The 18,490-nt window shown below is 72.6% G+C and carries 16 protein-coding genes; 5 read left to right on the top strand and 11 right to left on the bottom strand.

Annotated elements, in window-relative coordinates:
• Positions 1-15: 15 nt before the first annotated feature.
• Positions 16-588 carry a GNAT family N-acetyltransferase gene (locus AB0D32_RS09540; RefSeq protein ID WP_357086952.1) on the bottom strand — a complete coding sequence of 191 codons (573 nt, stop codon included), beginning with the start codon at positions 586-588 and terminating at the stop codon, positions 16-18.
• Between the two features lie 51 nt (positions 589-639).
• Between AB0D32_RS09540 and AB0D32_RS09535 the strand changes: the two genes are divergently transcribed.
• Complete coding sequence (locus AB0D32_RS09535) at positions 640-1,515, top strand: YhjD/YihY/BrkB family envelope integrity protein (RefSeq protein ID WP_357086949.1); 876 nt, start codon at positions 640-642, stop codon at positions 1,513-1,515.
• Here the strand turns inward: AB0D32_RS09535 and AB0D32_RS09530 are convergent.
• Positions 1,419-3,596 carry an MMPL family transporter gene (locus tag AB0D32_RS09530; RefSeq protein WP_357086947.1) on the bottom strand — a complete coding sequence of 726 codons (2,178 nt, stop codon included), beginning with the start codon at positions 3,594-3,596 and terminating at the stop codon, positions 1,419-1,421. The two genes, AB0D32_RS09535 and AB0D32_RS09530, sit on opposite strands and share 97 nt — an antisense overlap.
• A 124-nt stretch (positions 3,597-3,720) precedes the next feature.
• On the opposite strand from AB0D32_RS09530, the gene AB0D32_RS09525 reads away from it, so the two are divergent.
• Positions 3,721-4,449, top strand: coding sequence for a TetR/AcrR family transcriptional regulator (locus AB0D32_RS09525; RefSeq protein ID WP_357086944.1), 729 nt, complete (start codon positions 3,721-3,723; stop codon positions 4,447-4,449).
• Between the two features lie 62 nt (positions 4,450-4,511).
• On the top strand, positions 4,512-6,107 hold the full coding sequence (locus AB0D32_RS09520; RefSeq protein ID WP_357086941.1) for an NAD(P)/FAD-dependent oxidoreductase: 1,596 nt from the start codon (positions 4,512-4,514) through the stop codon (positions 6,105-6,107).
• Between the two features lie 337 nt (positions 6,108-6,444).
• Here AB0D32_RS09520 and AB0D32_RS09515 read toward each other — a convergent pair whose 3' ends face one another.
• A complete protein-coding gene (locus AB0D32_RS09515; protein WP_357086938.1) occupies positions 6,445-8,007 on the bottom strand; it encodes a Rieske 2Fe-2S domain-containing protein in 1,563 nt (520 codons plus the stop codon).
• A 260-nt stretch (positions 8,008-8,267) separates the two neighbouring features.
• Here AB0D32_RS09515 and AB0D32_RS09510 point away from each other — a divergent pair, with 260 nt between their 5' ends.
• Positions 8,268-8,489, top strand: coding sequence for a DUF2631 domain-containing protein (locus AB0D32_RS09510; RefSeq protein ID WP_350917240.1), 222 nt, complete (start codon positions 8,268-8,270; stop codon positions 8,487-8,489).
• A 100-nt stretch (positions 8,490-8,589) separates the two neighbouring features.
• On the opposite strand, the gene AB0D32_RS09505 is transcribed toward AB0D32_RS09510, so the two are convergent.
• The 8 genes from AB0D32_RS09505 to AB0D32_RS09470 form a co-directional block, all read right to left on the bottom strand.
• On the bottom strand, positions 8,590-10,029 hold the full coding sequence (locus AB0D32_RS09505; RefSeq protein WP_357086934.1) for a DivIVA domain-containing protein: 1,440 nt from the start codon (positions 10,027-10,029) through the stop codon (positions 8,590-8,592).
• A gap of 31 nt (positions 10,030-10,060) precedes the next feature.
• Entirely contained in the window at positions 10,061-11,212 is a 1,152-nt protein-coding gene (rlmN, locus tag AB0D32_RS09500; RefSeq protein ID WP_357086931.1) for a 23S rRNA (adenine(2503)-C(2))-methyltransferase RlmN, read from the bottom strand.
• 104 nt (positions 11,213-11,316) lie between these two features.
• Positions 11,317-12,504: a phosphatidate cytidylyltransferase gene (locus tag AB0D32_RS09495; RefSeq protein WP_357086929.1), complete on the bottom strand. Its 1,188-nt coding sequence runs from the start codon at positions 12,502-12,504 to the stop codon at positions 11,317-11,319.
• 290 nt (positions 12,505-12,794) lie between these two features.
• A complete protein-coding gene (gene frr / locus AB0D32_RS09490; RefSeq protein WP_357086926.1) occupies positions 12,795-13,352 on the bottom strand; it encodes a ribosome recycling factor in 558 nt (185 codons plus the stop codon).
• A gap of 80 nt (positions 13,353-13,432) precedes the next feature.
• Positions 13,433-14,200 carry a UMP kinase gene (gene pyrH / locus AB0D32_RS09485; RefSeq protein ID WP_357086924.1) on the bottom strand — a complete coding sequence of 256 codons (768 nt, stop codon included), beginning with the start codon at positions 14,198-14,200 and terminating at the stop codon, positions 13,433-13,435.
• A gap of 159 nt (positions 14,201-14,359) precedes the next feature.
• A complete protein-coding gene (gene tsf, locus AB0D32_RS09480) occupies positions 14,360-15,187 on the bottom strand; it encodes a translation elongation factor Ts (protein WP_357086921.1) in 828 nt (275 codons plus the stop codon).
• 134 nt (positions 15,188-15,321) lie between these two features.
• On the bottom strand, positions 15,322-16,188 hold the full coding sequence (gene rpsB, locus AB0D32_RS09475) for a 30S ribosomal protein S2 (RefSeq protein WP_357086918.1): 867 nt from the start codon (positions 16,186-16,188) through the stop codon (positions 15,322-15,324).
• 294 nt (positions 16,189-16,482) lie between these two features.
• A complete protein-coding gene (locus AB0D32_RS09470; protein ID WP_357086916.1) occupies positions 16,483-17,694 on the bottom strand; it encodes a hypothetical protein in 1,212 nt (403 codons plus the stop codon).
• A 407-nt stretch (positions 17,695-18,101) separates the two neighbouring features.
• Here AB0D32_RS09470 and AB0D32_RS09465 point away from each other — a divergent pair, with 407 nt between their 5' ends.
• A complete protein-coding gene (locus AB0D32_RS09465; RefSeq protein WP_357086914.1) occupies positions 18,102-18,461 on the top strand; it encodes a YraN family protein in 360 nt (119 codons plus the stop codon).
• The last annotated feature ends 29 nt before the right edge of the window (positions 18,462-18,490 follow it).

The raw sequence follows: 18,490 nt of genomic DNA, 5'->3' as shown, positions 1-18,490 counted from the left end.
GTGGGAGGGACGGGCTCAGCGGGCAGTCGTACGCCCAACCCCGTCGACGGGGCCGGTCAGCACGAAGGTCTCCAGGGACTCGCCGCCGTACCAGTCCGTACGCCGGCCCACGTGGGTCATGCCGAGCCGCCGGGCCACCGCCATCGACGCGGCGTTGCCCGGTCCCACCACCGCGAGGACCTCCCGGGTGCCGGCGGCCAGTTCCCGCGCCGCCACCGCCCGGGCCGCCTCGGTGGCGTACCCGTGGCCCCAGGAGTCGGGGTGCAGGTGCCAGCCCACCTCGATGTCCCCGGTCAGCACGCCCTCGTCCCGGCCGGGCAGCGGCTTGAGCAGCACCGTGCCGGCCACCACACCGGTGTCGCGGACCTCGATCGCCCAGGTGCCGTACCGGCCGCCGTGCCCCGCGTGCCGGTCCCGCCACATCGCGAGCCGTTCGGTGGCCTGCGCCGGGTCGGTCAGCGGCAGGCCGGGTGCGCCCAGCCAACGGGTGATCTCCGGCCGGGAGTAGATGTCGAAGATCCGGGCCAGGTCGGACGGGTCGGCGGTCCAGTCCCGCACCACCAGGCGTCCCGTGCGGAGAACGGTCATGCCCGGCGATCCTAATGAGTGAGGCGGGCCGGTGCGGGGAAGGAAGCCGCGATGGGCGGCGGATGGCAACGGGCGAAGCGGGTCACCAGTGCGGCGTTCCGCCCGCTGCGGGGCCGGGACCTGTCCCTGCACGCCGCCGCCATCACCTTCTACGGGGCGATCGCCGTGGTGCCGGTGGCTCTGCTGGCGATCTGGCTGACCGCGCTGCTGGCGGGAGCCGACCGGGTCCGCCGGCTCACCTCGTACGCCGTGCAGACGCTGCCGGAGGCGATCGGCGCGCCCCACGCGGTGCGGGCGCTGGTCGAGGCCGGGGTGGGGTTGACCCCGCTGCTGGCGTTGGCGTCGCTGCTGCCGGCGTCGCTCTACGGCGAGGGGCTGCGCCGGGCCTTCGTCTCGGTCGCCGCGCCGCGCAGCGACGAGTCGCTGGTCGGCTGGCGGGGCCGGCTGCTGCTGCTTCCCCTGCTGGCGCCGGCCCCGGCCCTGCTGCTGTCGATCCTGCTCGCGCTGCCGACGACGACCGGGCTGGTCCGGCAGGGCGGATGGGCCGGCGCGCTGGGGGTGGTGCTGTCGTTCCTGGCGGTCTGGCTGGTGCTCACCCCGGTGCTGCTCTGGGTGTTCCGGGTGGTCGGCCCGGCGTCGCCGGACTGGCTCTCGGCGCTGGGCGTCGGGTCGTTCACCGCGGCCAACCTCTCCGGATTCCTGCACGGCTTCGTGCTCTTCGCCTCGCTCCCGATCGACCTGGGGGTGCCGTTCGGGGGCATCGACGAGATCGGCGCGGGGGTGGCGGTCCTGCTCTGGCTCTACCTCTTCCACGTGATCGTGCTGGCCGGCTACTCCGCCACCCTCGCCCTCTCCGGACGGCGCGCCGCCCGCTCCGGGGCCGCCGGCCCGGGCTCGGCGGACTCGTGGATGCCGAAGCGGCGGTAGACGCGGCCGAGCGGGCCGGGGGCCCACCAGTTCCAGCGGCCGAGCAGCCGCATCGTGGCCGGCACCAGCAGCGCCCGGACCAGCGTCGCGTCCACCACGATCGCCACGATCATGCCGATCCCGATGAGCTTGATGTACGCCATCTCGCCGGTGGCGAAGCCGGCCACCACGATGATCAGCAGCAGTGCGGCGGCCGTGATGATCCGCCCGGTGTGCTGGAGCGCGGTGGCCACCGAGGCAGTGTTGTCGCCCGTGCGGTCCCACTCCTCCCGCACCCGGGAGAGCAGGAACACCTCGTAGTCGGTCGCCAGCCCGAAGAGCACGGCGAGCATGAGGATCGGGTTGCTCGGCTCGATGAACCCGGTCGGGGTGAAGCCGAGCAGGTCGGCGAAGTGCCCGTCCTGGAAGATCCAGACCACCACGCCGAACGACGCGCCGATCGACACCAGGTTCATCAGCACCGCCTTGACCGGAAGCACCACCGAACCGAAGGCGAGGAACAGCAGGACCAGGATCGCGGCGGCCATCAGCAGGGCCATCCACGGCAGCCGGTCGGCGAGGCCGTCGATCAGGTCGAGGTCGACGCCGGGCCGACCGCCGACGAGCACCTCGGCGTCACCCGGCGCGGGCAGGGCGCGCAGCGCCCGGACCACGTCGTGCGCGGCGTCACCGGTCGGCTCGCCCGGGTAGGTCACCGTCAGCAGCGTCGACGCTCCCCGGTTGGCCGCCACCTGCACCCCGGTCACGCCGGGCACGGCGGCGACCCGGTCGGCGAAGGGCTGCGCCTGTTCCGGGGACGCGCCGGAGACCAGCACGTCGATCGGCGCGATCGTGCCGCCGGGGAACTCCGCGGCGATCCGCTCGGAGACCACCCGGGGCTCAGCGCTTGCCGGCAGCACCCGGTCGTCGAACCCGCCGAACTCCATCCGCAGGGTCGGCGCGGCCAGCAGCAGGAGCAGCGCGGTCACCCCGACCAGGTAGCGCACCGGGCGGCGCATCACGCTGTGTGCGATCCGGGCCCAGGCGCCGCCCGTCTCCCCCGCCGCCGGCCGCCCCCCGCGCGTCCCACGCCGCCACGGCAGCGGTACGCGCAACGCGTCGATCCGGTGGCCGAGCACCGCGAGCAGGGCCGGCAGCACGGTCAACGCCGCCAGCATGGCGACCAGCACGGCGGCCATCCCGCCGAGCGCCATCGAACGCAGGAACGCCTGCGGAAAGATCAGCAGGCTGGACATGGCGACCGCGATGGTCAGCCCGGAGACCAGCACCGTACGCCCGGCCGTGGCCATGGTCCGCCGGATCGCGGCGGCGGTGCCGTGGCCGGCGGCCAGCTCCTCGCGGAACCGGCTCACCACGAAGAGTGCGTAGTCGACCGCCATGCCCAGGCCGATCAGGGTGATGACGTTGATCGCGAAGACCGACACGTCGGTGACCATGTTGACCAGCCGGACGGCGACGAACGCACCGAGGATGGCGAGCCCGCCGATCAGCAGGGGCGTGGACGCGGCCACCAGCCCTCCGAAGATCAGCACGAGCAGCACCAGCAGCACCGGCATGGAGAGTAGTTCCGCGCGGGTGATGTCCCTGGTGGTCTGGACGTTCGACTCGTGCAGGGCCGCCGTCGCGCCGCCGACCGCGGTCCGCACGCCGGGCGTCGTGAGGGCCGGACGCAGTTCCTCGTACGCGGCGGCCTTGTCGTCCTTGTCCGCGGCCCGGAGCTGGATCAGCGCGTAGGTCGCCCGGCGGTCGGTGGACAGCAGCGCGGGGGCCTGCGTGTCGTACCAGGTGGTGACGCTGGTGATCTCGGGGTGCCCGCGCAGGCCGGCGACGGTGGCCGCGACCGGGTCACGGAAGGCCGGTTCGTCGACGGTCGGCCCGTCGCTGGACCAGAGCACGACCAGGTCGGCGCCCTGCGGCCCCAGCTCCCGGGTGATCCGCTCGGCGGCCCGGCTGGACTCGCTCGCCGGGTCGTCGAAGCCGCCGCCGGTGAGCTGGCCGAAGACCCCGACCCCCCAGGTGGAGCCGACCGCGACGAGCACCAGGGCGGCAGCCAGCACCGCCCAGCGCAGTCGCACGACCATGTGTCCCCACCAGGCGAACATTCGCCTCCCCCTCCACCGACGGCTAGGCTGTGACCATCGCTCATTTGAGTGAACGCCGTTAACTATCGCAACGGCGGTCGATTCGGTCAAGGGAGTCAGCCGGATGGACGCACCGAGCCGACGGGAGCGCCTACGCTCCGCGACAGTCGCCGAGATCAAGGACGGGGCACGACGACTGCTGGTGACGGGCGGAACCGACGCCATCTCGCTGCGGGCCATCGCCCGGGACATGGGCATGACCGCGCCCGCCATCTACCGCTACTTCCCCAGCCTGGAGGCGCTGGTCGCGGCGCTCGCCGGCGACCTCTACGACGAGCTGCGGCTGCTGCTGGAGGCGGCCCGCGACGACGCCGGGGACGAGCCGGCCCAGCAACTGCTGACCATGTCCCGGGCGTTCCGCGCCTGGTCGGTGGCGCACCCCGCCGAGTTCGGGCTGATCCTCGGCGCCCCCGTCCCGGGGCGGAACGCCTTCGTCGAGGGCTGCGTCACCCCGGACCATCCCGGCGCCCGCTTCGGCGCGGTCTTCATCCAGCCGATCCTCGAACTCTGGCACCGGTCCCCCTTCCGCACCCCGCCCGCCGAACTGCTCCGGCAGCGCCTGGACGAGCGGCGGCTGGAACCGCTGCGACTCAGTCACGGCGAGGTGCCGGTCGAGGTCGCGTACGCCTTCCTCTCCGGCTGGACCCGCCTCTACGGCCTGGTCGCCATGGAGGTCTTCCACCAGTTCGACTGGGCGGTCACCGAGGCCGAGGCGCTGTTCGAGCTGGAGATGGAGATGTTCACCGCCCAACTGCTGGCCGACCCGCCCACGGACGACAGCCCGCAGACCTGAGGGAAACAGTTCCTCGGCGGAGGGCTGACTGACGGCACCTGTGGGCACTAGGCTCCCCCGGCATGGGTGACGAGCTGCCGACCCGGGCCGACGTGGTGATCGTCGGGTCCGGGCACAACGGTCTGGTGTCCGCGATCCTGCTCGCCCGCGCCGGGCTCGACGTGCTGGTGCTGGAGGCGGCCGACGTGATCGGCGGGGCCACCCGCACCGAGGCACCGTTCCCCAGGGTGCCCGGGCTGCGCCACTCCACCGGGTCGTACCTGCTCGGGCTCATGCCACCGGAGCTGCTCGCCACGCTCGACGTACGCATCCCCGTGCTACGCCGCGACCCGCACTACTTCCTGCCCACCCCGGGCGGCCCCGGCTCGCCGTACCTGCTCTTCGGCAGCGACACGGCAGCCACCCGGGCCCAGCTCGCGGAGTTCTTCTCCCCCGCCGACGTGGCCGCCGACGACGCCCTCCAGACCGAGCTGGCCGCGCTGCGCGACGACCTCGCCCCCGCGTGGCTGGCCGAGCCGCTGCCCGTCGAGGAGACCGCCGAGCGGTACGTCCGGCCGGCCCTGCGGCAGGTCTTCGTCGACCTCGTCCGCGGCTCCGTCGCCGACCACCTGGCCCGCTTCGACTTCCGCTCCGAACTGCTGGTCAGCATGTACGCGGTCACCGACGGCCTCTCCGGGCTGAACGCCGGCCCCGACGACCCCGGCACCGGGCACAACTTCCTCGTGCACAACATGTGCCGGCTGCCCGGCTCCGACGGCACCTGGATGATCGCCGAGGGCGGGATGGGCACCGTGTCGCGCACCTTCGCCGACGCCGCCCGGGCCGCCGGCGCGACGATCCTGACCGGCACCCCGGTCAGCGCGATCACCCTGGACGGCGGCGCGGCCAGCGGAGTGGTCCTCGCCGACGGGCGGGAGGTCGGCGCGCGGGTGGTGCTCGGCGCCTGCGACCCGTACCGGCTGATGGACCTGCTGCCCGACGGCGCGCTCCCGGCGCCGCTGGCCGACCGGATGGCGGCGGTCCGCCGCCCCGGCACCACGCTCAAGCTCAACCTGGCGCTGACCGGCCTGCCCCGCTTCTCCTGCCTGCCCGAGGGCGCACCGAGCCCGTTCGGCTCGACGATCCACCTGCTGCCCGGCTCGGACTCGCTGACCGGCCAAGGCGGCGAGTCGCCGATGGCGGCGCTGCGCGCCATGTGGGCCGACGTCCAGGCGGGGCGGCTGCCCGCCGAGCCGACCATCGAGTGGTACCTGCACACCACCGTCGACCCGTCACTGTCGGACGGCCGGGGACACCACTCGTCGGCGCTCTTCGTCCAGTCCGTGCCGTACGAACTGGCCGGCGCCACCTGGGACGAGGCGCTGCCCGGCTACGTCGAGCGACTGATCGCCATCTGCGAGCGGTACGCCCCCGGCACGGGCGACCTGATCGCCGACGCGGTGCCGCTGCCGCCACCCGGCATCGAGGCCCACTTCGGCATCACCGGCGGGCACATCCACCACGTCGACAACACCGTCTCGTTCACCGACCGGATGCCGTACGCCACCGGCGTCGACGGCGTCTACGCCGGCAGCGCCGGCTGCCATCCGGCCGGCAGCGTCATCGGCGCCGCCGGCCACAACGCCGCCCGCCGCATCCTCACCGACCTCGCCCCCTAACCCGCGCTCTCTCGCCCGCCCCGCCCCGCCCCGCCCCCGCACGTCCCCGCGCCCGCACGTCCCTGCGCCCCGCCCCCGCGCGCCCTTGCGCCCGCGCGCCCGCGCGCCCGCGCCCGCGATCTTGCACTTTCGGCCCGCGTTTCATGGCTTGTGTCGCTTATGTCAGGGCCAAAAATGCAAGATCGGCGAGCCGAGCCGAGGCGGGCGGGGCGGGGCGGGCCGAGGCGGGCCGAGGCGAGCCGAGGCGGGGCGACGGGCAGAGGGCGAGGCATGGGGCAGGGCATGGGAGGGCAGGGGCCCTCGGCCCGACGGGGCCGGGCCGAGGGGTGGGAGAGGGTCAGGGGGTGGGGGATTCGGCTGGTGCGGGGTGGGCGCGGATCTTGTGGCCGACGCTGGTCAGGCAGCGGCCGCTGGCCAGGTCGAACCGCCAGCCGTGCAGCTGGCAGGTGAGCTGGTCGCCGTCGACGATGCCGAACCGGGTCAGGTCCGCCTTCAGGTGCGGGCAGCGCCGCTGCACCACCCAGTCGCCGAGAGTGATGTCCTCGGCGTCGGTGGACCGCTCGTGTTCGTCGTACCAGCCCTCGGCGTACTGGAGCCGTTCGGTGGAGAGGCACTTGAAGAAGGCGTAGACGAACTCGTTGTACTGGCCGATCCGCGCCGCCGAGAAGCGGCAGGAGAGGAAGAGGGAGTTGACCCAGTCCACCTCCCCGATGTGCAGCAGGTGCTCGATCAGCGCCCGCTCGGTGCGGAACCGGTAGCGGACCTTCTCGTCGGCGTACGGCCGGACCTGCTTGCCCGGGAAGTCCACGACGATGGATTCGACCGACTCCCCGTCGTAGCCGACGAGGTCGAAGCGGACCGGGCCGCCGACGCCCTTGGCCAGGTAGATCGACTCCTCCAGCAGGGGTTCGATCCTGCGCTGCATCTCCTTGAGCACGTCCACCTCGGGGTGCCGCCAGGACATCTTCTCGGCCTCGATGACCGGCCGCTTACGCTCGCGCATCTCCTCAAGGTGGGCGACCTTGTTGGCGAAGAACTCCTCGACCGGCACCGGGTGGGTGGTCTCGGCGCCGGAGGTGGTCACCTCGGCGACGCTGCCCGGCAGCAGCACGATGCCGTTGGTGCCGCCGACCTTCGCGTACTCGCTCAGGAAGACCGACTGGTCGGGGAAGATGTTGCCCTCGTCGCCGTGGATGTCGTTGAACTGCCACAGCTCGTCGTCGAGGAAGCAGGGCGGGCCGGCGATCGGGAAGACGTGGTCGGCCTTCAGGTCGTCGATGTAGCGCCAGGTGCGGTCGAACTGGCGCTCCCGCTTCTGCTTGCCGAACGCGGTCTTCGCCGCCTGCGGCAGCTCGTAGACCATCGGGTACCAGATCGCACCGGAGAACTGGAGCATGTGCGCGTGCACGTGGCCCAGCTCCGCGAAGACGCTCAGGTCGGTGGGGCGGGCGTCGTTCTGGTTGAGCAGCCGGACGCCGTCGTACTCCACCCAGAGCGAGGAGTCGCCGATCGGGCCGTCGGTCGGGCTGGTCAGCGCCTGGATCATGATCTTCAGGCCGCCGTCCAGCTCCACGACCTGCTCGTTCGGCGCCTTTAGGAACTTGGTGAAGCCCAACTCCCGCAGCTCGTCCTCCATCTCGGAGGTGGGGAACGCGGGCAGCAGCACGGTGGCCGACTTCGACACGAAGCGCTTCAGCTGCGCCGCGTCGAAGTGGTCCCGGTGCAGGTGGGAGACGTAGAGGTAGTCGACGTCGCCGAGGGCCTCCCAGTCGAGCAGGGAGTTGTCGGGAAACGGAAACCACGACGCAAAATAGGACGGGTTGACCCACGGGTCGCACAGGATGCTGCCCGCGGCCGTGTCGATCCGCATGCTGGCGTGTCCCGTACCGGTCACTCGCACCGCAGTTCCCCCTCAAAACGACAAACAAGGTGTACGCCAGAAACGCTACCGGAGGGAGTCTGCCGACCGACCCGCGACGCCGGTAGTGCCGTTACGCCCGGGCGGAGCCGGGACCTTGGTCCCCACCTGCCACCCTCGTACGCCCCTCCAGGGTCGCCGGGCCGGTCGTGCGGTCGACCCCATCGGTCGGACCCAGCGCCAGGCCCGGTACGGGGCGTGCCAGACTAACCGGAGATCCGATCGCGAGGGAAGGACCGACAGTGGCAGGAAGCGAGCCGGTAACGTCGCCAGACCAGCACAAGCCCGGGCACCGCAAGTCCGGGCGGATCGGCGCGGTGGTCTCCGCGCTGGCCCTGCTGGCGATGCTCTGCGGCAACCACGAGGGCAGGGTCGAGGACATCTGGCTGATCGGCCTGGCCGTGCTGCTGCTGGCCATCGTCATCGGCGACACCGTGCTGCGGCGCAACGGCCTGCGGTCCTGATCGCACCCGCGTCAGCCGGCGTCGAACCGGTCCGCGCGCCGGAGGTGACACGCACGAGGGCCCGCCCCCGACCGGGGAGCGGGCCCTCGCCGTACGTGGATCAGCGGCCGAACAGGATGTCCTGCACGTCCTTGAGCGCGGCGTCGACCTCGGCCTCGAAGTAGCCGCCGGGTACCAGCCCGAAACGCAGGGTGTCCAGGTCCTGTGGGTTCACCGGCATCGGGTTGCGCCCCTGCATGCCGCCCAGCAGCGTGTCGAAGAAGCGGTCGACCTGGTCCGGGTCGTACCCGCTGCCGAACCGGCGCACCTGGAAGCTGCGACGGATCTGGTCGACGCGGTAGAGGTCGCTGCCGGGCGGGCCGGCCATCGGTGGGCCGGCCGACGGCGGCGGGCCACCCACCGGCGGGCCACCTACCGGCGGGCCGGCGTTCGGCGGGCCGCCGAAGCCCTGCTGCGGGGGCGGCCCGGCCGGGCCGCGGCCCCGCATGTCACGCAGTTCCCGCTCGGGCATCCGGATCTCGGCGGTCATGTCGGCGCGAGCACGCCGGCCGGCCTCGAACCCGTCGAAACGCGGCTCGTCGCCGTAGCCACCCGGGCCGTCGCCGTAGTTGCCCGGCCGGTCGCCGTAGCCACCGGGGCCGTCGCCGTAGTTGCCAGGCCGGTCGCCGTAGCCACCGGGGCCGTCGCCGTAACCTCCCGGACCGTCGCCGTACTTGCCGGGACCGTCACCGTAGCCACCGCCCGGCGCGTCGCCGTACTTGCCGGGACCGTCACCGTAGCCACCGCCCGGGCCGTCGCCGTACTTGCCGGGGCCGTCGCCGTAGCCGCTGGAGCCGGCGGGCAGGCCACGCGGCGGCGGACCGCCGTGGCCCATCGGGGCGCCCTGTCCCATCGGGCCGGGACCACCCGGGCCGCGGGGCGGCTCGTAACCGCCCCGGGGAGCGTCGTATCCGCCGGCGAAGGCGCCGGTGGGCTCGTCGTAGCGGCCGTAGTGGTCAGCGGATGGGCCGGCCTGCGCCGTCATCGGCCGGGGCGGCATCGGCTGCGCGGCCGGCGGCATGCCACGGTCGTCACGCATCGGCGGACCCATCCGATCGGGCGGTCCCATCCGATCCGGGGGACCCATCCGATCCGGCGGACCCATCCGATCCGGCGGTCCCATCCGGTCGGGCGGACCCATCCGATCCGGGGGACCCATCCGGTCGGGCGGACCCATCCGGTCCGGAGGACCAAGGCGGTCGGGCGGGCCGAGGCGGTCGGCGTCGCGGGAGTCGCCGCCGCGGCCACCGGCGCCACCGCGCTCCTCCAGCTCGGCCAGCTGCCGCTCGACCCGGTCGAGGTGCAGGTCGACCTGCCACTCGTCGTAGCCGTTGAAGCGAACCCGGAAGACGACGTCGTGGACCTCCTGCGAGGCGACGGGGGCGCCCACCGGCTGGCCGTCGAGCGTCGCCTCGACCCGGTCCAGGAAAGCGTCGACCTCGTCGACCTTGTATCCCCGGCGGAGCGCCTTACGCCGGAAACGCTGACCCTGACTCGCCACTATGTCTCCTGGTCTCGTTCGCTACGCCCGGTCACGCCTTCTCCCCGGCCCGGTCGGTGTCGGTGTCCATGTCCTCGGCGGCGGCGAGCTGCCCACAGGCTCCGTCGATCTCGCGACCCCGCGTGTCCCGTACCGTCGTCGAGACCCCGGCCTCGCGCAACCGCCGGACGAACTCCCGCTCGACCGGCTTCGGGCTGGCATCCCAGCGGCTGCCCGGAGTCGGGTTGAGCGGGATGAGGTTCACGTGGACCAGTTTCCCGGCCAGCAGCCGCCCGAGCAGATCGGCTCTCCACGGCTGGTCGTTCACGTCCCTGATCATCGCGTACTCGATCGACACGCGACGCCCCGTCTGGGCCGCGTAGTCCCACGCCGCGTCCAGCACCTCGGACACCTTCCAGCGCTGGTTGACCGGCACAAGCTCGTCGCGCAGCTCATCATCGGGCGCGTGCAGCGACAACGCAAGGGTCACCGAGAGGTCTTCGCTGGCCAGTCGGCGGATGGCCGGGACCAGGCCCACCGTGGAGACCGTGATGTGACGCTGCGACAGCCCGAGCCCCTCGGGCGCCGGGGCGACCAGCCGACGGATCGCCGCGACGACCCGGGAGTAGTTGGCCAGCGGCTCGCCCATGCCCATGAAGACCACGTGCGAGAGGCGCGGCGGCGAACCCGCCACCGCTCCGGACGCGGCCACCCCGGCCAGGTAGACCGCCTGGTCGACGATCTCGGCGGTGGAGAGGTTGCGGGTCAGCCCGGCCTGGCCGGTGGCGCAGAACGGGCAGGCCATGCCGCAGCCGGCCTGGCTGGAGATGCAGACGGTGACCCGGTCCGGGTAGCCCATCAGCACGCTCTCCACCAGCGAGCCGTCGTGCAGCCGCCAGAGTGCCTTACGGGTCGCGCCGTCGTCGCAGGCCAGCTCGCGGACCGGGGTGAGCAGCCGGGGCAGGAGCCGGTCGGCGAGCTTCTCCCGGGTGGCGGCCGGCAGGTCGGTCATCTGCCCCGGATCGCGCACCAGGCGACCGAAGTAGTGGGTGGAGACCTGCTTGGCGCGGAACGCCGGCTCCCCCAGCTCGGTGACCAGGGCCCGGCGGCCGTCGAGGTCGAGATCGGCGAGGTGGCGGGGAGGCATCGCGGGCCGCCGACCGGGGGCGTCGGGGTCTGCGGGAATCAGCGGCAGGCTCGTCATGGCGCGTCCAGTCTGTCACGCCGGACGGCCGACACACCTGTCCGGAGGTGCCGAATCGCCCCCCGCCGCCCGGGAGGGAACACTGGCACCGGGTGATTCACGCCTCACTCCAGCACCGGAACGAAGACCGCCAGGAGCAGGTACGCGGTCGGCAGCGCGAAGAGGATCGAGTCCAACCGGTCCATCAGGCCGCCGTGCCCGGGGAGCAGGTTGCTCATGTCCTTGACCCCGAGATCCCGCTTGATCATGGATTCGGCGAGGTCGCCGAGGACGGCGGCGCCAGAGATCGCCAGCCCGAAGAGCGCGCCCCACCACGGGGCCACGTCGAGGGACAGCCAGAGCAGCAGGGCGCTGCCCAGCGCCGCGGCGGTGACCGAGCCGGCGAAGCCCTCCCAGGACTTCTTCGGGCTCACCGAGGGGGCCATCGGATGCTTGCCGAAGTTGACGCCGGCCGCGTACCCGCCGGTGTCGGAGAGGACCACGGCGGCCAGCGTCACCAGCACCCGCCACTCGCCGTCCTCGGGCGCCGCCAGCAGCGCGGCGAATCCGCCGAGGAACGGCACGTACACGGCGATGAGGGTGGCGGCGGTCAGGTCCCGCTGGAAGCCGCGCGGCCCGTCGCCGAGCCGCCAGACCATGGTGCCCAGCACCGTCACCAGCAGGCCGAGGCTGAGCGCGTCGGGACCGGAGAACCAGGCCAGCCCGATGCTGAGCACCCCGCCGGCGATCAGCGGCACCAGCGGCGGGTGGGCGCCGCTGCGGCGTACCGCCCGGGCCATCTCCCAGATGCCGACGCCGACTGCCGCGGCCACCACCACCAGGAAGGCGGGCCGGTAGAAGAACAGCGGCACCACGATCAGGGCGCCGAGGCCCACGCCGACGGCGATGGCCGCCGGCAGGTTGCGCCCGGCCCGACTCGGGACGGACTGCTGGGTCGGGGGCCGGTCGGCGCCGGCCCGGCGCCGACCGCGCTGCCGGCGGCCCGGGGGCCGCGCGGGCTCCGGCTCCGGCTCGACGTCCCGGACTGGTTCCAGCTGGGTGGTCGGGTACTCGGAGTCGTCGGGGTCGTGGCGGTGTCCGTTCATCGCCGCCGGGTCACCGCCCACCGTCAGGTCGGCGTACGGGCGGGCCGGCGACTCGGCGTACGGGTCGGGGAGAACGGCGGGACGACGGTGCCACTGGCCGGGATCGATGTCGGGCTCCGGCCAGTGGAGTGCGGGTGCCGGGGCGGAGGCATCGGGGCTGTCCCAGCCGCGGGGCTCGGTGCTGCCGTGGGGATCGAGGTGGGACATCACGCACCGAGCGGGACCGGTACGAGATCCACCAGATGACGCACAACCACAACCATTCCCCTACCCGCGCGACTGTTCCGTCCGGTTGACCTGCCCGACGGCCGGCCGATCCCCACCGTTCACCGCAGGGTGGCCGGGAATCGTGCCGAGCCTACTGCACCCACCGATCCCTCACGTCGGACCGGCCCCGCGGCAGCCCCCACGACGATGGCACCGGGCCCCGCCGCCCGGAGACGGATGGCGGAGCGCCGGTGCCACGATGTCGGCGCCGGTGGAGGCCGGCGTACGGCTCACACCTCGAGAAGCTCGTTCTCCTTGTGCTTGACCAGGTCGTCGACGGCGGCCACGAAGCGCTGGGTCAGGTCGTCGAGTTCCTTTTCGGCGCGGCGGCCCTCGTCCTCGCCGACCTCGCCGTCCTTGACGAGCCGGTCCAGCTCCTCCTTGCCCTTGCGGCGGATGTTGCGGATGGCCACCTTGGCCTCCTCACCCTTGTGCCGGGCGACCTTGATCATTTCTCGGCGGCGCTCCTCGGTCATCTGCGGGAGCAGGATGCGGAGCTGGTTGCCCTCGTTGTTCGGGTTGGCGCCGATGTCGGAGTCGCGGATCGCCTTCTCCATGGCGTTGATCTGCGAGTTGTCGTACGGCTTGATGATCACCATGCGCGGCTCGGGAACCCCGATGGACGCCATCTGGGGCAGCGGCGTGGGACTGCCGTAGTAGTCGATGATGATCTTGGAGAACATGGCGGCGTTGGCACGACCGGTACGGATCGCGCCGAACTCCTCCTTGGCGTGCTCGATGGCACGCTCCATCTTCTCCTCGGCCTCGAGGAGGGTGTCGTCGATCACCGGTCTCCTCGCCTCCTTCTTGTGCTCGTCGTGGGCTTGTCGTGTCGGAGGAACCGCTGAGGTCGGGGTCGCGCGACCGCTCAGGCGGTGATCAGGGTGCCGATCTTGTCGCCACCCACGGCCCGGATGATGGTGTCGTCGCCCTGCGCACCGAAGACCAGCATCGGCAGGCCGTTCTCCATGCACAGGCTGAACGCGGCGGCGTCGGCGACCCGCAGGTTACGCCGCAGCACCTCGGAGAAGGTGATCGAGTCGAACTTGCTGGCGGTCGGGTCGACCCGCGGGTCGGCGGTGTAGACGCCGTCCACGCCGTTCTTGCTCATCAGCACCACGTCGGCGCGGATCTCCAGGGCCCGCTGGGCGGCCACCGTGTCGGTGGAGAAGTAGGGCATCCCGGCGCCCGCGCCGAAAATCACCACACGGCCCTTCTCCAGGTGCCGGATGGCGCGAAGCGGGATGTACGGCTCGGCGACCTGGGCCATCGTGATCGCGCTCTGCACGCGCGTCTCGATGCCCTCCTTCTCCAGGAAGTCCTGCAACGCAAGGCAGTTCATCACGGTGCCGAGCATGCCCATGTAGTCGGCCCGGGCCCGGTCCATGCCGCGCTTCTGCAGTTCCGCGCCCCGGAAGAAGTTGCCGCCGCCGACCACCACCGAGACCTGCACGCCACGGCGGACCACGGTGGCGATCTGTCGGGCGATGGCCTGCACGACGTCCGGATCCACCCCGATCGCGCCTCCGCCGAACACCTCACCGGAGAGCTTGAGCACCACCCGGCGGGCCCGACCGGGGGGTGGTGCCGTCGGATCGTCCGCCGCCAGACTCCGGTCCCTCACAACCTGCGTCATCCGCCCGCCCTTCCCCATGCGCACGTCCCGTACGCCCCGTACCGCGAAACTGCCGTAGCCGACCCTATGCGACAAGGAGGCCGCGGTGCCTGTCGCGTACACCGGCGGCCTCCTCGTCGACGTTTCCCTACCGCGGACGCGCGGAGCGCCCGGGGCGGCTCAGGCCTGGCCGACCTCGAACCGCACGAAGCGGGTGACCTCGATGCCGGCATCGGCCAGCACCTGCTTCACCGTCTTCTTGTTGTCGGCGACCGACGACTGCTCCACCAGGACGTAGTCCTTGAAGAACGCGTTCACCCGGCCCTCGACGATCTTCGGCAGTGCCGCCTCGGGCTTGTTCTCCTCGCGGGCGGTCTGCTCGGCGATGCGCCGCTCGGAGTCGACGACGTCCGCCGGAACCTCGTCCCGGGTGAGGTACTTCGGCCGCATGGCGGCGATCTGCATGGCGACGGCGCGCGCGTCCGCGTCGCCGGCCTCGTCGGTCTTGCCGGTGAACTGCACCAGCACGCCGACCGCCGGGGGCAGGTCCTGGCTCTTGCGGTGCAGGTAGACGGCGGTGGTGCCGTCGAGCTTGGCGAACCGGTTGAGGACCAGCTTCTCGCCGATCTTGGCGGACTGCTCCTGCACCAGGTCGGCGACGGACTTGCCGTCCAGCTCGGTGGCGAGCAGCTCCTCGGCGGTGCCGGCGCCGCTGCGCTCGCCGTGCTCGACCAGCCGCTGGCCCAGCTCGATGAAGCCGTCGGTCTTGGCGACGAAGTCGGTCTCGCAGTTGAGCTCGAGCAGCGCCTTGCCGGAGTGGGCGATCAGCCCGTTGGCGGCCGTGCGGCCGGCCCGCTTGCCGACATCCTTGGCGCCCTTGACGCGCAGGATCTCGACGGCCTTGTCGAAGTCGCCCTCGGCCTCGGTCAGCGCCTTCTTGCAGTCCATCATGCCGGCGCCGGTGAGGTCGCGGAGCTTCTTGACGTCCGCGGCGGTGAAGTTGGACATGGCTCTCTCTTCGGTTTGAGACTGCGGGTGGGTTGGTCCTGGTGCCGGTTACCCGGATCCGGGCGCGACGTGCCCGGCGTACCTGCCGCTTCCCCGCCGCCCGGGAAACGGGCGGCGGGGAAGCGGCGGTGCGGTCACTCCGCGGCGGCGGTCGCCGGCTGCTCGGCCGGCGGGGCCGACTCGGCCTGCGGGGCCTCGGCCTGCTCGTCGGCCTTCTTCGGCTCCTCGAGCAGCTCGCGCTCCCACTCGGCCAGCGGCTCGTCGGAGGCGACGCCCGGCTCCGGCTTCTCGTCGCTGCCGCGACGACGGCCGGAACGGGCGATCAGGCCGTCGGCGACCGCGGCGGCCACGACCTTGGTCAGCAGCTCGGCCGAGCGGATGGCGTCGTCGTTGCCCGGGATCGGGAAGTCGACCTCGTCCGGGTCGCAGTTGGTGTCGAGCACCGCGATCACCGGGATGCCCAGCTTGCGGGCCTCGTCGACGGCGATGTGCTCCTTCTTGGTGTCGACCACCCAGATCGCCGCCGGGAGCTTCTGCATGTCCCGCAGACCGCCGAGGGTACGGGTCAGCTTGATCTTCTCGCGGGAGAGCTGCAGGGTCTCCTTCTTGGTGTACCCGGCGGCGGTGCCACTCAGGTCACCCAGCGCCTCCAGCTCCTTCATCCGCTGGAGCCGCTTGTACACCGTCTGGAAGTTGGTCAGCATGCCGCCGAGCCAGCGGTGGTTGACGTACGGCTGACCGACCCGGGTCGCCTGCTCGGCGATGGCCTCCTGGGCCTGCTTCTTGGTGCCGACGAAGAGGATGCTGCCACCCTCGGCGACGGTCCCCCGCACGAACGAGTAGGCCTTCTCGATGTAGTCGAGGGTCTGGCGCAGGTCGATGATGTAGATACCGTTGCGCTCGGTGAAGATGAAGCGCTTCATCTTCGGGTTCCAGCGCCGGGTCTGGTGCCCGAAGTGGACACCGCTCTCCAGCAGCTGACGCATGGTCACGACGGCCATGGTGGGGTACTCCTCGTGGTCCCTGGTTGTTCCGCCCGGCCGGCGGCCGGGCGTCCTGGCGCCCGGTTGACGGCCATGCGGGCCCGACCAAGATCGGGACCAGGGAGGCCGTCGCCCCACGACGACTCGTGGAGAGGGCGCGCGAGGTCGACCGCACAAGGCGGTCGCCAGTCGACCAGTGTACGCCCCTTCCCCGCCCCCGATGCCTCGGGTTCAGGGAAGGGGCCGAAACGCCCATTTCCGGCATGTCGACGCCCGATCGCCGTCAGATGGACGGGGCCCACCCGCCTGGGCTCAGCGGACCGCGAGGGCCGCGGCGACGAAGAGCACCACGCCGACGGTCAGGTACGCCGTCGGCGGGCGCAGCCAGCCCCGGCTCCCCTCCGCCAGCGACAGCCCGCCGGTGCGCAGCCCGTACAAACCGACCGCGAAGATCGGCAGGCCGCAGACCAGGAAGATCCCCACCAGAGTGTCGGCGGCCGAGACCGGGCCACCGGTCACGCCGCTGAGCAGCACCCGCATCGCGGGGACCTCGAACGCGACGACCAGCAGGGTGAAGAGCGCGGCGAGCGCCGGCCGCCGGGTCCGGTAGACCCCGTCGCCCGCGGGCGGTCCCGGGTGCGGCGCGAGCACCGGCGGGTACGCCGGCAGCTCCCCCGCCGGGAGTTCGGTACGGGGCGCGATCGGCGACATCGGGCCGGTCGGCATCTCCAGCGGGTTCGGGTTCTCGACCGGTCGGGCGGGCTCGACGACCGGCGTCTCCACCGGGTTCGCGGCCTCGGCCGACCGGCCGGGCGCGACGATCGGATAGCCGCCCAGCGGGGCCGGGCGGGTCGGTTCCGCGGCCCGCTCGACGGGGCCCGCCCCGGCCAGGACGTCGGCGCCCGACGTCGACACCGCGTCGCGGGCCTCCCTGGATTCCCGGGCGGCACGCCGGCCCGGACGGTCGGCGGGCAGTTCCCCGGACACGTCGGGATCCGCCTCCGCCCGGCGCGAGCGGCTCGCCCGGTATGCCTCGTTCTCCGAGCGGGCGTCCCCGAGCGGCGGCACCGCGGCGAAGCGCCCCGAATCGCCCTCGCCGAACCTCGCGGACTCCGATGCGGTGACGACGAACCGGCCGGAGTCCTCCGGCCCCCCGAAGCGACCCCGATCGGCGTCGACGGCGCCAAAACGACCAGAGTCGGGCTCGACGGCACCGAAACGACCAGAGTCAGGTTCCACGGCACCGAAACGACCGGAATCAGGTTCGACGGCACCGAAGCGGCCGGAGTCGGGTTCCGTTGACGCGCCGAAGCGTCCCGGCTCACCGCGCCGGGTTCCCGCGGACTCGCCGTAGCGGCCGTCCTCCGCGGCCCGGCGCTGCTCGGGGGCGCTCAGGTCGTCGTCCCGGTACCGGGCCTCGGCCGGGTCGCGCCAGTCCGCCTCACCGTAGCCACGCTCACGGTCGCGGTCGGCGGGGTACCAGCGCGACTCCTGATCTTCGACAAAGTTCCGTCGTCCGTCCACGTCCGGCACCGTATGCGACCGGCTCCACGGACGCCATCCGCCCCCTGGGCGACCGCGTTTCCCGAGCCCCGGGCACCTTCGGTTCCCCGAGCGCCGGGTCACCGCACGGTGACGGCCAGGGACCACACCGGACGAGCAGTGCACGGTTCCCGGCCGTTGGCCCCGGTCGCCGTCGGTGAGCCGGACACGCCGCCGAGCGGGAAGCGCGGCGACGCCCGAGGGTCGCGACGGTGCGAGCCGGTCCAGCTCCGTGGTGAGCCGCGCCCAGTTCGTGGCACGACCCGCCACCGCCAGCCGCTTAGCACACCGAGGGCATGATCGTCCGTTCGTCCACAGTCCGCCCGTCGTCCACAGATCCCGCGACGCGGGGCGGCGCCTGCCCGCCCGCAGGGGGCACCGTGCCGGGCATGACGAAGCGGAACCAGGCGGTCGGCGCGTACGGCGAGCGGTGCGCCGTCCGGCACCTGATCGGGGCGGGACTGCGCCCGGTGGCCCGAAACTGGCGCTGCCCGGCCGGGGAGATCGACATCATCGCCTGGGACGGGCCGGTGCTCGCCTTCTGCGAGGTGAAGACCCGCCGCACCGACGAGTTCGGTCCGCCGGCCGAGGCGGTCGTACCGGCCAAGGCCCGGCGGCTGCGCGGGCTCGCCGCCCGATGGCTCGCCGACACCGGCACCACCGCCGACGAGGTGCGTTTCGACGTCGTCTCGGTACGCCTCACCGGCGCCGGCCCCGCCCTCGTCGAGCACCTCAAGGGGGCGTTCTGAGATGGCCGGGCACGACGGGACGGGCTCCG

This window comes from Micromonospora sp. NPDC048170, from assembly GCF_040652795.1.
GTDB lineage: Bacteria > Actinomycetota > Actinomycetes > Mycobacteriales > Micromonosporaceae > Micromonospora.
The sequence above is the reverse complement of the archived record's forward strand: the minus strand, read 5'-3'. Positions and strand labels throughout refer to the sequence as shown.